Source organism: Pseudomonas sp. DY-1 (assembly GCF_003626975.1).
In the GTDB taxonomy this organism is placed as follows: Bacteria; Pseudomonadota; Gammaproteobacteria; order Pseudomonadales; family Pseudomonadaceae; genus Metapseudomonas.
Genome location: NZ_CP032616.1, coordinates 3,389,640 through 3,401,197 on the forward strand (window position 1 = coordinate 3,389,640; position 11,558 = coordinate 3,401,197).

Annotated in this window: 14 protein-coding genes; 8 read left to right on the plus strand and 6 right to left on the minus strand. The window is 64.8% G+C overall.

What is annotated here, in order from left to right:
* The first annotated feature begins 150 nt into the window (after positions 1 to 150).
* Positions 151 to 1,380 (plus strand): alpha/beta fold hydrolase, encoded by a 1,230-nt coding sequence (locus D6Z43_RS15985; protein ID WP_120653130.1) that lies wholly within the window; start codon positions 151 to 153, stop codon positions 1,378 to 1,380.
* Positions 1,381 to 1,453: 73 nt separating this feature from the next.
* Here D6Z43_RS15985 and D6Z43_RS15990 read toward each other — a convergent pair whose 3' ends face one another.
* Complete coding sequence (locus D6Z43_RS15990) at positions 1,454 to 2,299, minus strand: class I SAM-dependent methyltransferase (protein ID WP_120653131.1); 846 nt, start codon at positions 2,297 to 2,299, stop codon at positions 1,454 to 1,456.
* Positions 2,300 to 2,414: 115 nt separating this feature from the next.
* On the opposite strand from D6Z43_RS15990, the gene D6Z43_RS15995 reads away from it, so the two are divergent.
* Both D6Z43_RS15995 and D6Z43_RS16000 read left to right on the plus strand, forming a co-directional pair.
* Positions 2,415 to 3,125 carry a DNA-3-methyladenine glycosylase gene (locus D6Z43_RS15995; protein ID WP_120653132.1) on the plus strand — a complete coding sequence of 237 codons (711 nt, stop codon included), beginning with the start codon at positions 2,415 to 2,417 and terminating at the stop codon, positions 3,123 to 3,125.
* Complete coding sequence (locus D6Z43_RS16000) at positions 3,122 to 4,438, plus strand: bifunctional DedA family/phosphatase PAP2 family protein (protein WP_120653133.1); 1,317 nt, start codon at positions 3,122 to 3,124, stop codon at positions 4,436 to 4,438. Before D6Z43_RS15995 ends, D6Z43_RS16000 begins: the two co-directional genes overlap by 4 nt.
* Before the next feature lie 32 nt (positions 4,439 to 4,470).
* On the opposite strand, the gene D6Z43_RS16005 is transcribed toward D6Z43_RS16000, so the two are convergent.
* From D6Z43_RS16005 to D6Z43_RS16015, 3 genes are read right to left on the minus strand one after another with little or no spacing between them, the layout of a single operon-like run.
* A complete protein-coding gene (locus D6Z43_RS16005; protein WP_120653134.1) occupies positions 4,471 to 5,061 on the minus strand; it encodes an LON peptidase substrate-binding domain-containing protein in 591 nt (196 codons plus the stop codon).
* Positions 5,062 to 5,070: 9 nt separating this feature from the next.
* A complete protein-coding gene (locus tag D6Z43_RS16010; RefSeq protein ID WP_120653135.1) occupies positions 5,071 to 5,787 on the minus strand; it encodes an LrgB family protein in 717 nt (238 codons plus the stop codon).
* Positions 5,784 to 6,146 carry a CidA/LrgA family protein gene (locus D6Z43_RS16015; RefSeq protein WP_120653136.1) on the minus strand — a complete coding sequence of 121 codons (363 nt, stop codon included), beginning with the start codon at positions 6,144 to 6,146 and terminating at the stop codon, positions 5,784 to 5,786. The genes D6Z43_RS16010 and D6Z43_RS16015 overlap by 4 nt, the downstream gene beginning before the upstream one ends.
* 207 nt (positions 6,147 to 6,353) lie before the next feature.
* Between D6Z43_RS16015 and D6Z43_RS16020 the strand changes: the two genes are divergently transcribed.
* The 5 genes from D6Z43_RS16020 (at position 6,354) to D6Z43_RS16040 (ending at position 10,521) form a co-directional block, all read left to right on the plus strand.
* The gene (locus tag D6Z43_RS16020; protein WP_120653137.1) at positions 6,354 to 6,809 is read left to right on the plus strand and encodes a MaoC family dehydratase; all 456 of its coding nucleotides are present in this window, start codon (positions 6,354 to 6,356) and stop codon (positions 6,807 to 6,809) included.
* An 84-nt stretch (positions 6,810 to 6,893) separates the two neighbouring features.
* Positions 6,894 to 8,621 (plus strand): C13 family peptidase, encoded by a 1,728-nt coding sequence (locus D6Z43_RS16025; RefSeq protein WP_120653138.1) that lies wholly within the window; start codon positions 6,894 to 6,896, stop codon positions 8,619 to 8,621.
* Between the two features lie 28 nt (positions 8,622 to 8,649).
* Positions 8,650 to 9,291, plus strand: a complete 642-nt coding sequence (locus D6Z43_RS16030; RefSeq protein ID WP_120653139.1) for an oxidoreductase — start codon at positions 8,650 to 8,652, stop codon at positions 9,289 to 9,291.
* A gap of 98 nt (positions 9,292 to 9,389) precedes the next feature.
* Entirely contained in the window at positions 9,390 to 10,001 is a 612-nt protein-coding gene (locus D6Z43_RS16035) for a class I SAM-dependent methyltransferase (RefSeq protein WP_120653140.1), read from the plus strand.
* Between the two features lie 52 nt (positions 10,002 to 10,053).
* On the plus strand, positions 10,054 to 10,521 hold the full coding sequence (locus D6Z43_RS16040; protein ID WP_120653141.1) for a YbaK/EbsC family protein: 468 nt from the start codon (positions 10,054 to 10,056) through the stop codon (positions 10,519 to 10,521).
* A gap of 123 nt (positions 10,522 to 10,644) precedes the next feature.
* On the opposite strand, the gene D6Z43_RS16045 is transcribed toward D6Z43_RS16040, so the two are convergent.
* Both D6Z43_RS16045 and ubiX read right to left on the minus strand, forming a co-directional pair.
* A complete protein-coding gene (locus tag D6Z43_RS16045; protein WP_120653142.1) occupies positions 10,645 to 10,935 on the minus strand; it encodes a YceK/YidQ family lipoprotein in 291 nt (96 codons plus the stop codon).
* Entirely contained in the window at positions 10,928 to 11,557 is a 630-nt protein-coding gene (gene ubiX / locus D6Z43_RS16050; protein WP_120653143.1) for a flavin prenyltransferase UbiX, read from the minus strand. The genes D6Z43_RS16045 and ubiX overlap by 8 nt, the downstream gene beginning before the upstream one ends.
* Between the last annotated feature and the right edge of the window lies 1 nt (position 11,558).

Below are 11,558 nucleotides of genomic sequence, written 5' to 3' on the forward strand. Positions count from 1 at the left end.
CCTCGGCCCAGGCGGGCTGCGGACGGGACGGTGACACCCGGCCAGCGCGCCCACCCGAAGGTTGGGTAAACAAAAGTGTCTCCGCTGTTTACCTTCCAATCGCAGTCGTCGCACAAGAACAAGAAGCGCCCCGGCGCCGGAGAACCCGCCATGCGTTACCAGACCGACTTCGTCCCGCAGTACCTGAACGATGCGCCACGCATCCTCCAGATCGGCCCCTGGACACTGCATTACCAGGCTTTCTCCGAGCACGCCCAAGACGGTCGCGAGCCGATCCTGATGCTCGGCGGCGCCTTTCAGAGCTTCCGCTCCTTTGTCGCCGAGGTGCAGGAACTGCTGCCCCACCATCCGGTGATCCTGCTTGATCTCCCGAGCCAGGGCGGCAACCTGCAACTGGCGCCCGAGCTTTCGCTCGAACAACTGGCCGACCTGATCTCTGCCTTCGCCGACGAACTCCGGCTACCACCACTGATGCCAATCGGCCTGTCCTACGGCTCCGCCCTGGCAGCCCTGTTCGCCGTGCGCCATCCCCGGCATTGCGCGCGCCTACTGCTGGCTGGAATCACAGCATTCGGCCGCCCCGGTGCCCGGCGACTGCTGGAAGAAGGCCTGGATTTACTTGCCGAAGGCCAGGTCCAGCGCTTCGCCCAGGGTGCCCTGACCGGCCTGATCAACCCACTGCGCCTGGAAGAAACCGGTATCTCACTGGTCTTCCGCAAGGCACTTTTGCGACAGATGCAGCGTCTTTCCCCGCAAGAACTTGAACGATACCGGCAGAATAGCCAGCGCCTGCTTACATTCCCCGGATTCGAACGCCACCCGGCGTGCCCAACCCTGGTGCTGGCCGGTGAATTCGATCACTTCACCCAACCCTGGGAGCACGCAGGCTTTGCCGCCGCCTGCGCCGACGCCGACTGCGCCCTTATCCACAATGGCGATCACCTCGCCCAGTTCGAACAGCGCGAAGCCTGCGCCAGCTTCTATCGTCCGTTCCTGCTAGGTAGCGCCCTGCCCTTTGCCAGTTCCGGCGCCACGCGCCTGGCCCGCAATCGCCTGGAGCGCCTGGAGCGACGCCAGGAACCGCGAGTGGCCCCGTTGAACCGGCGCGGCCGGTTGCTGCACGACGAAGGGGGCGACTGGCCAGTAGAGATTAACGAACTGGGGTTCTTCGGTGGCCTGGTGGCCGGCAATCTGCCGAGCGCACTGCCCTCGCGTGGATGGCGCCTGCAGGCTGGTGATTTGCCGGAACTGGATGTATTGCCCCTGCGCCATGAAGGCGACGCCCTCGCCCTGGTCTTCCCGCACACCGACGCAGCGGCCAGCGAGGCGCTGGCAGCCCAGGTTGTGCACGCGGAGCCGCGAGCCGTGGCTTATGCCTGATCAACAACTGCCACGTCATCGCGGGAGCGAATTCATTCGCGAATAAATTCGCCCCCACATCAAAAACCCATCGTCACGTACGCGCCTCCACCACCCTCACCAATGCCGGCCAGGCATCCTGCGGAGTCGTCGCCAGCTCTTTCGGGTCATGCACCCGAGTTTCGTTAAAACCGCAAGCCTCGAAGCCGCTGGTTATGGCGGCATCGTCCCGATAATGGAGGTAGTAGCGGCCACGGGTCAGCCGGCCAACAAGATCGATCCCCCAGCGCAGCTGGCGATAACGCGGATGCTCGCGCAGGTCAGGATAGAGATCGGTGAGGTAGGTGGCAGACGGAAACTGCTTCAGCTCGCCCGCCAGGCGGCACCAGAAGGCTTCTATCACCGGCAGATCGAAGTAATTCACCAAGCCTTCGGTGATCACCAGCACCGGCTCTTCATGATCCAGCCCGGAAAACAGCGCCTGCAGGTCATTCACACCCTGCTCGGCAAGGATATCCACAGGGCGCACCTGGTGCCGCGCATCCAGCCAGCCCTCTTCATGGAGCAGCAGACGCTTGCGTGCAGCCATGGGCGGCAGGTCGGCCTCCAGGTATCGCAGCTCCGGATAGCGGGAGCAGAAACGCCGCCCCCGGGGCGACAGGCCGCAGGCAATCTCCACCACCTGGCGCACACCGCGCCGCTCGATAGCTTCGTGCAGCAGGGCGTCGATCAATAGATGGCGTTGCAGCAGGAAGCGCTCGACATCCAGCCCAAAAGCCACTCGCGCGCCCCAGCTCACCGGCGCCAGAGCCGCGTGGGCGAAGCGTCCGAAAGGCGTAACGAAGGGTTCTTCGGCAAGCTGGTGGCGATACCAGACGTAACCGGTGTAATGCGCACTGGGCGTGATGTGCGCACTGTCGAGACGGGCAGCTCGGGACATGGCAACGGGCTCTTGTTATTTTGCGTGACGATTCCGACGCTGGCGTTCAGCTTCGGCTCAGCATGCTTCCGTATAATCGCGAGCCTATTCCGACCCGTAACCCTGCGACAGCCCCATGTCCTGCGATCCCATCCTTAGTTTGCCCTGGCCTGGCGCCCGCCCGCTGACCGACGCCTTTTTCGACCGCGATGCCCAACGGGTGGCCCGCGAGCTGCTGGGCAAGGTGATACGCCATCGGGCAGGCGATCGCTGGCTATCCGCCCGCATCATCGAGACCGAGGCCTACTATCTGGTGGACAAGGGCAGCCACGCGTCCCTTGGCTACACGCACAAGCGTCGTGCCCTGTTTCTCGATGGCGGGCACATCTATATGTATTACTCCCGCGGCGGCGACTCACTGAACTTCAGCGCCCATGGCGCCGGCAACGCGGTGCTGATCAAGTCCGGATACCCCTGGGTAGACGCCATATCCCCCGACGATGCCCTGGCTGCCATGCAACGCAACAACCCCGACGCCCAGGGCCTGCCCCGCCCCGCCGAGCGCCTCTGCGCCGGCCAGACGCTGCTGTGCAAATCCCTTGGCCTGAAGGTGCCCGACTGGGACGGCCAGCGCTTCGACTGGCAGCGTCTGTTCGTTGAAGACGTCGACCAACGTCCCGCCTGCATCATCCAGAGCGCGCGCCTGGGAATCCCCCACGGCCGCGACGAGCACCTGCCCTATCGCTTCGTCGATGCCGCCTACGCTCGCCATTGCACGCGCAACCCGCTGCGCCGCGGGCAGGTCGAAGGACGCGACTACACGCTGATCGAGGACACACACGCATGAGCCAATGGTTCGACCAGGTCACCGCCTGGCTTGGCGCCAACCCGGAATGGTTGGGACTGGCCATTTTCCTGATCGCCTGCATCGAATGCCTGGCCATCGCCGGCATCGTCGTCCCTGGCGTCGCACTGCTGTTCGCAGTCGGTGTGATGGCGGGCAGCGGCGCCCTGGAACTCTGGGAAACCCTGCTCCTGGCCTACACGGGCGGCCTGGTGGGCGACATGATCTCCTACGGCCTGGGTCGACGCTTCCACCAGAACATTCGCCGCCTGCCACTGCTGCGCGACCATCCCGAATGGATCAGCGGCGCGGAGAGCTACTTCCAGCGCTACGGCATCGCCAGCCTGCTGGTGGGCCGCTACATTGGCCCGCTGCGCCCCATGCTGCCGATGGTCGCAGGCATGCTCGACATGCCTTTCCCGCGCTTCGTCGCCGTGAGCATGCTGGCGGCAGCCGGATGGGCCGTGGCCTACCTGGTTCCTGGCTGGGCCACCGGCGCGGCATTGCGCCTGCCGCTGCCGGAAGGTTTCTGGAGTGAGGCCGGGGTCGTGATAGTCGCGATCATCGCCATGCTCGGCCTTATCGTTCACAGCACGCTACGCGAGAAACGCTCGGCTAACCCGCTGGCAGCCGGCCTGTGTCTGGCGGCCCTGGGCGCACTATTGATCGGCTGGCCGCACCTGCAGGCGCTGGACCAGGGACTGATGGCACTGGTTCAGGAACAGCGCGGAGCCAGCCTCGATCATTTGATGGTGCTGGTCACCCGCGTTGGCGACTTCAACACCCAGTTGCTCGCCGGTGCCATGCTCGGCGCCCTCCTGTTGCTGCTGCGCCAGTGGCGCCCAGCCTGCTTCGCCATTGGCACCCTGTTGATCACTGGGCTGGCCAACACCGGCCTCAAACACTTCTTCGCGCGGGCACGGCCCGAGGTACTCGTCGAACCGCTAACCACGTTCAGCTTCCCCAGCGGCCATAGCTCGGCGGCCTTCGCGTTCTTCCTGGTACTGGGGATTCTCGCCGGTCGCGGCCAGCCGGGGCGCCTGCGCCTGACCTGGCTGCTGCTGGCCTGCCTGTCGGCGCTACCCATCGCCCTGTCGCGGGTCTACCTCGGTGTGCACTGGCCCACGGACGTCATCGCCGGCGCCCTACTGGCTGGCGGCATCTCGGCAGCCGGCCTTGCGCTGATGCAGCGTGCAGCGCCATTGACGGCCATGAGCCCAAGGGTGTGGGTACTGATCCTGCCGGCCTGCCTGGCCCTGCTCGGAGGCATCGCCACCTGGGCCCTGCCGGAAGCGCTGGCGCGATACCGCTACTAGTGGCTGTCCCAATCAGGCATGGCGGGGTTCCTTCAGGCGATGGACTCGCCCTGCATCTGATCGAGCAGGCCCTGAAGAAAATCCAGGCGCTCATCGGGATCACCCAGGGTCAGCAGGTGAATCTTTTCCTTGATGTGGAACGGCAGCAGGTAGGAAAGCTGATTGGCCAGCGCCTGTTGCCCTTCCACTACGCCGCCCATGCCCAGGCCCTGGACCATCGGGTGCTCGGCCAGGGCATTGAGCAGCGCCGCCAGGTCGGCGTGCTCCGCGCGCAGCGGGCGCTCGGGCTCCTCGGCCAGCCATTCGACTTCGGCGAGCGTCAGCTGATCGCGCAGCACTTCCGCCTTGCTGACATGAAAGCGCCGCCCGCCCTGCACGCGAATACCTAGCAGACCGTTGGGGCGCTGTTGCCAGTCGCGGATCACCGCCTCACAACCGACAGCGGCGAACCGACTGGCCGCCTCACCCACTTCCTGGCCTTCGAGAATGCAGACAACGCCGAAGCCTTCACTCTGCTTCATGCAGCGCCCCAGCATGTCCAGATAGCGCGCCTCGAATATCTGCAAGTCCAGCGTGCAGCCCGGAAACAGCACGGTGTTGAGCGGAAACAACGGCAACTTCATGCGTCGACCTCAAGCAATCATGGCAACAGCGAGCGGCAACAGGACCGCCGTGGCGACCCCCATGAGGCTCATCGCCAGGGCGGCAAAGGCACCACACTCCTCGCCTTCCTGCAAAGCCCGCGCGGTACCAACCGCGTGGGCGGTGAGCCCCAGGGCAATGCCCTGCGCCGCGGGGTGACGCACACCACAACGGCGCAGCAACTCCGGCCCGAGAATGGCGCCGAGAACACCGGTAATCAGCACGAACACCGCCGCCAGGGCCGCCACCCCGCCAAGCTGCTCGGCCACGAGCATGGCGATGGGCGAGGTCACCGACTTCGGCAGCAACGTCATCAGCACCATGCGCTCAGTGCCGAACCACCAGCCCAGCACAGCTACCGACAGCGTAGCGAAGAGCCCACCGAACACCAGCGTCAGCAAGGTCGGCCAGAACAGCTGGCGAATGCGCCGCAGGTTGAGAAAGAGCGGCACAGCCAAAGCAACCGTGGCCGGACCGAGGAAGACCGTCAGGAGCTGGGTGCTCTGGCGATACTCCTGATAGCTGATGCCGAAGGCCAGCAGCACACCGATCAGCAGCAGCATGGACAGCAGCACCGGTTGCAGGAATACCCAGCGGGTCTTCTCGTACGCCGCCACGGCCAATTGATAGGCCGCCAGGGTCATGCCGAAGCCGAACAACGGGTGATGCACCACCGCCTGAACGGCGGCTTGCCAGTCGAGGCTCATATGTCCTCCCGGCGATTTGCCTGGCGATCGATGAGCTTCTGCATCAGCCAGCCACAGAAAAGGAAGGCAGCCAGCAGCGACAGCACCAGCGCACCGACGATGGCCCAGAAGTCCGCCCAGATTGCCTGCGCATAGACCATCACGCCCACCGCCGGCGGCACCAGCAGCAGCGGCAGGTAGCGCAACAGGCTGCTGGCGGCCAGGCTCAGCGGCTCGCTCACCTCCCCACGCACCAGCAGATAGAGGAACAGCAGCACCAGGCCAATGATGGGCCCGGGAAGCATCGACAGGAACAGGGCATTGAGCCCGCTACCGATCAGCTGGAACAGCACCAGCCAGGTCAGTCCGCGCAACAGCATGAAATTCTCCACCGGTCAGGTCCGGCCAGGCAGGGCCTCGGCCGGGGGCATTATAGGCTTGCCGGCTGTCCCGCTATAACCCGCCATTCGCAGGGGGCATGGCGTCTTGACCCGCCGGGGCCGGCATGATGATCTAAGCGCTGCACGCAAGAAGGGGCCCACCCCGAATCATAAGAATTACAACACTGCATCCACGGAGGATGACGTATGGCGTTCGTACCAGTAGCGGAACTGAAGAACTACGTTGGCAAGGAACTCGGCCACTCGGAATGGGTGACGATCGACCAGAATCGCATTAACCAGTTCGCCGAATGCACCGGCGACCACCAGTTCATCCACGTCGACCCGGAGCGCGCCAAGCAGACCCCCTTCGGCTCCACCATCGCCCACGGTTTCCTCAGCCTGTCGCTGATTCCCAAGCTGATCGAAGGCCTGCTGATCATGCCCGAAGGCCTGAAAATGGTCGTCAACTACGGCCTCGACAGCGTGCGTTTCATCCAGCCGGTGAAAGTCGACGCCCGCGTGCGCCTGGCGGTGAAAGTGTCTGACATTACAGAGAAGAACCCGGGCCAGTGGCTGATCAAGGCTCTCTGCACCCTGGAGATCGAAGGCCAGCAGAAGCCCGCCTACGTCGCTGAGTCCATCAGCCTCTGCTTCGTCTGAGCCCTTCCTCGTCACCAAAAAAGCCCGCAATCGCGGGCTTTTTTGCGCCACACTGAAAGGCAGATGCAAGGAAAAGGACACCCGATGAAGCCGCTTCTGCCCCTCAGCCTCGCCATCCTGCTTGCAGCCTGCGGCGAGGGCGAACCCCTCACGCCGCCGGATGCCCGCCTGCCGGACGGTTCCCGCTACCGCGGCGAACTGGTCGACGGCCTGCTGCAGGGACCGGGCCGCCTGGACTACAACAACGGCACCAGGTTCGAAGGCCAGTTCAAGGATGGTCAGCCCGAGGGCCAGGGCGAATGGCACGGCCCCAACGGCCTGGTCTACGTCGGCGAATTCAAGTCGGGCCTGTTCCATGGCCGGGGCCGCCTCGCCTACGGCAATGGCACAACCTACGAAGGCGGCTTCGCCCACAACCAGTTCGACGGCGAAGGCACCCTGCGCCAGGGCGAGGTCACCTATCGCGGCCAGTTCCGCAACGACAAGTACCAGGGCTTCGGCATCCTCGAATGGTCCGACGGAAGCAATTACCAGGGACACTTCAAAGCCGGCCAGCCGGATGGCGAAGGCGTTCGTACCGATGAAGCGGGCAATCGTTTCAGCGGGCGATTCAAGCGTGGCCAACTGGAGGGCCAAGGGGCCTATCAGGGGCAGGACGGTTCCAGTTACATCGGCGAGTTCCGCAACAGCCTGTTCGACGGCAAGGGGCGCTTCACCAGCGGTGACGGCGATGTCTGGAGCGGCACCTTCAAGGAGGGCAACCTCGTTGGTGAGGGCGAATTCACCGGGGCCGATGGCAGCCACTACGAGGGCCACTTCCGGCACTGGCGCTACCAAGGCGAGGGCAAGCTGTCGCTGGCCGACGGCAGTCGCTACCAGGGGCACTTCAACGACGGTCTCTACGGTGGCACCGGCAGCCTGACACTGCCCGATGGAAAGCGTGAAACCGGCATCTGGCAGGAGGGCACGCGCATCCGCGACGAAAAGGGCAAGGCCCTGCCCGATCCACTGGAAATCGGCCTGCTGGCCCAGGGGCACCTGCTCGAACAAGCAATCGATGCCCTGCCGGTGTCCACCCCGGAAGTGGAGCTTTACTCCATCAGCCTCGCCGGTGACGGCCGCCAGAGCGTTTTCCTGCGCGAAGCAGACTACGTCTCCAGGCTACTGGCCGAGCGTTTTGGCGCCCACGGCCAGATCACCCTGGTCAACCACCGCGAACATATGACCGACCGTCCCCTGGCCACCCGGGAAAGTCTGTCCCGCGCCATCCGGGCCGTTGCCAGGCGCAGCGGACCAGAAGACCTGGTGTTCATCTACCTCACCAGCCACGGCTCGCCGACCCATGAACTGGCCCTGGAGCAACCCGGCCTTCAGTTGGGCCACCTGCCCGCGCAGGAGCTTGCAGACCTGCTCGTTCCTCTCAAGGACAGATACAAGGTACTGGTGATCTCCGCCTGCTACTCCGGCGGATTCATTCCTCCCCTGAAGGACGACAGGACCCTGATCATGACTGCGGCCCGTACCGATCGCGTATCCTTCGGATGCTCCGAGGAGAACGACTTCACCTACTTCGGCCGCGCGCTATTCGCCGACGCCTTCAGCGAGACAGACGACCTGGAGCGGGCCTTTGGCATCGCCAGGGAGAAAGTCGCCGAGCGCGAGAAGGCCGACGACTTCGAAGCCTCGGAACCGCAGATCTGGGCGCCCAAGTCCGTCACCGCGCGCTGGCGTGCGCTTCGTGAGCACCAGGCGGAGCAGGCACTGACCGCGCAAAGCGCCACGAACCCCGACAAAACCGCTCGTAGCCACTAAGCTCAGCTTGTATCAGCGGAGAAACAACATGCATCTGACGCCCCAGCACATACTGCTCGCCGGCGCCACTGGATTGACCGGCGAGCATTTGCTCGACCGCCTGCTCAACGAACCCACGGTTGCTCGCGTCCTGGCCCCCACACGGCGCCCGCTGGCCGGACACCCACACCTGCTGAACCCCGTCGGCCCGCTGGCCGATCTGTTGCCGCAGCTGCAGGGACAGGTGGACGTCGCCTTCTGCTGCCTGGGCAGCACCATCCGCCAGGCCGGAACCCAGGAAATCTTCCGCTCCGTGGACCTGGACCTGGTCCTGGCCTTCGCCCAGCGCGCCCGCGAACTGGGTGCCCGGCACTTCATCGTGATCAGCGCCCTCGGAGCCAATCGCGCGTCCTCGATCTTCTACAACAAGGTCAAGGGCGAGATGGAGGAAGCTCTCAAGGCCATGGACTGGCCGCAACTGACCATCGCCCGCCCATCCCTGTTGATAGGGCCGCGCAGCGAGTTCCGTTTCGGCGAACGCCTGGCCGCGACCTTCATGCGCTGGCTGCCCGGCAAGTACCGTGGCATCGATGTCTGCACCCTGGCCCGCGCGCTCTGGCGCCTGGCGCTGGAAGAGGAAGACGGTATTCGCATCATCGAGTCGGACGATCTGCGTCGCCTCGGTCGCTGACAACGGCGGGAGCACGCCCGCCGTTGGCCGAAATCCCCGCGCCCTTGCGATTCGCCCCCTGCTAAGGTGAACGACGTCTTTTGCCGGAGACAGCCAGCATGGGCTTCTACGATCGCCACATCCTGCCCCACCTGATCGACTTCGCCTGCGGCATGGGGCACGTGATGAAGACCCGTTCCCTGGTCGTGCCCCAGGCCGAGGGCCAGGTGCTGGAGATCGGCATCGGGACCGGCCTGAATCTCGCTTTCTACGATCCCACCCGCGTCAGTCGCGTCACCGGCGTCGACCCCGCTGCGCAGATGCAGGCACTGGCACGCAGGCGCGCTGACGCCATCGCGATCCCGGTAGAGACCATCGCCCTGGAACTCGGCGAGATCCAGGCCGCCGACGCCAGCTTCGACAGCATCGTCTGCACCTTCACCCTCTGCACCATTCCGGACGCAATTGCCGCCCTGCGTGAAATGCGCCGCGTGCTCAAGCCTGGCGGGCGCCTGCACTTCGCCGAGCACGGCCTGGCGCCGGACCTCGCCGTGGTGCGCTGGCAGCACCGCCTCACCCCGTTATGGAAACCGCTGGCCGGCGGCTGTCACCTCGACCGTGACATCCCGCGCCTGATCGAATCCGGTGGTTTCAACATCGGCGAGCTGCACAGTGGCTACCTGCCCGGCCCAAAACCCATGACGTTCGTCCACCGTGGATGGGCGGATTGACGCCGTCCTGCCGAAGTACAAGGATTCGTCCTTCACCCCAGAGGGATCGCTTATGAGTCTCGAATCGGTCCGTGCCTTCTTCGCCGGGAAGGCGCCCGAAATCGACATTATCGAACTGCAGACCAGCACCGCCACCGTGGCCCTGGCGGCGGAAGCCCATGGCGTTGAGCCCGGCCGAATCGCCAAGACCCTGGCCTTTCGCATAGGCGAGGACGCCGTGCTGGTGGTGGCACGCGGCGACGCACGCATCGACAACCGCAAGTTCAAGGAAACCTTTGGCGCCAAGGCCAAGATGCTGGATGCCGAAACGGTGGAAGCCCTGACCAGCCATCCAGTGGGCGGAGTTTGTCCGTTCGGTCTGGCCACACCGCTAGCCGTCTATTGCGACCGGTCCCTGCAGGCCTTCGATGAAGTGGTGCCAGCGGCGGGCGCCGTGCACAGCGCAGTGCGCATAACCCCGGCCTACATGGCCGAGTTGGTGGAAGCGAAATGGGTGGACGTCTGCCAGGAGCCGGCTTGAGTCACGAGCGGCCATCACTTCTTGTAGGGGTGAATTCATTCGCCAAGGGATGCGCAGCATCCCCCCGCAAACCCGAGGGCCGAGCCTACGCCCCGGTTGGCGAATGAATTCGCCCCTACAGGTTCAATACCCGCCGGTAACGCCCAGCGTCACACCCAATTCCGCCGCTACCGCAAAGGGCAGCAGCAGCGTATCCAGCAAGGCGCTGGCGGGCAGGTCGAGCGCTGGGTAGGCCGGCGGCTCGACGCCGAAGCGATCCGTGGGGCAGCAGCCGCCATTGAGCGAATACCAGTCCAGACGGGTGCCGGAATAGATGATCGGCGCCCCCGGCTTGGCGGCGTTGAGGGTCGCGACGCTGGCGCAGCCCTGCATCAGGACGAATGCCAGCAAGGGTGCCGCAAGGCGACTAGTCATCGACGCCCTGATGGTGTTCGCCCCAACGCGGCAGCATGTCCTGGGGAATGTCCAGCAGGTTGAGGATGCGCGCCACCACGAAGTCCACCAGGTCATCGATGGTCTGCGGCTGGTGATAGAAACCCGGCGAGGCAGGCACGATCACCGCGCCAAGGTTGGACAGCTTGAGCATGTTTTCCAGGTGGATACTGGAATAAGGCGCCTCGCGCGGCACCAGGACCAGTTGGCGGCGCTCCTTCAGGGTCACGTCGGCGGCACGCTCGATCAAGTTGTTGCAAGCGCCAGTAGCGATGGCCGAGAGCGTCCCGGTGGAACAGGGCACCACCACCATCGCTGCTGGTGCGCCGGAACCGGACGCCACCGGGGACATCCAGTCTTCCTTGCCGTAGCAACGAATCTGTCCCGGTGCGGCACCGGTGTACTCGCTGAGGAATGCCTGCATGGCCTGGGGCTTGGCCGGCAAGGTGACGTCGGTTTCAGTGGCCATCACCAGCTGCGCTGCCTTGGAAATCAGGAAATGCACCTCGCGGTCTTCCTGGATCAGGCAGTCCAGCAGGCGCAGGCCGTACTGCGCGCCAGAGGCGCCGGTCATTGCCAGCGTGATGCGGGAAGGTCCGTTCATG

Coding starts and splice junctions, on each gene's coding strand:
- D6Z43_RS16005 (WP_120653134.1), bottom strand. CDS start 5,061: ATGAAGTTGCCGTTGTTTCCGCTCAACACCGTGCTGTTTCCGGGCTGC.
- D6Z43_RS16030 (WP_120653139.1), top strand. CDS start 8,650: ATGCATCTGACGCCCCAGCACATACTGCTCGCCGGCGCCACTGGATTG.
- D6Z43_RS16025 (WP_120653138.1), top strand. CDS start 6,894: ATGAAGCCGCTTCTGCCCCTCAGCCTCGCCATCCTGCTTGCAGCCTGC.
- D6Z43_RS15990 (WP_120653131.1), bottom strand. CDS start 2,299: ATGTCCCGAGCTGCCCGTCTCGACAGTGCGCACATCACGCCCAGTGCG.
- D6Z43_RS15995 (WP_120653132.1), top strand. CDS start 2,415: ATGTCCTGCGATCCCATCCTTAGTTTGCCCTGGCCTGGCGCCCGCCCG.
- D6Z43_RS15985 (WP_120653130.1), top strand. CDS start 151: ATGCGTTACCAGACCGACTTCGTCCCGCAGTACCTGAACGATGCGCCA.
- D6Z43_RS16040 (WP_120653141.1), top strand. CDS start 10,054: ATGAGTCTCGAATCGGTCCGTGCCTTCTTCGCCGGGAAGGCGCCCGAA.
- D6Z43_RS16000 (WP_120653133.1), top strand. CDS start 3,122: ATGAGCCAATGGTTCGACCAGGTCACCGCCTGGCTTGGCGCCAACCCG.
- D6Z43_RS16020 (WP_120653137.1), top strand. CDS start 6,354: ATGGCGTTCGTACCAGTAGCGGAACTGAAGAACTACGTTGGCAAGGAA.
- D6Z43_RS16035 (WP_120653140.1), top strand. CDS start 9,390: ATGGGCTTCTACGATCGCCACATCCTGCCCCACCTGATCGACTTCGCC.
- D6Z43_RS16015 (WP_120653136.1), bottom strand. CDS start 6,146: ATGCTGTTGCGCGGACTGACCTGGCTGGTGCTGTTCCAGCTGATCGGT.
- D6Z43_RS16045 (WP_120653142.1), bottom strand. CDS start 10,935: ATGACTAGTCGCCTTGCGGCACCCTTGCTGGCATTCGTCCTGATGCAG.
- ubiX (WP_120653143.1), bottom strand. CDS start 11,557: ATGAACGGACCTTCCCGCATCACGCTGGCAATGACCGGCGCCTCTGGC.
- D6Z43_RS16010 (WP_120653135.1), bottom strand. CDS start 5,787: ATGAGCCTCGACTGGCAAGCCGCCGTTCAGGCGGTGGTGCATCACCCG.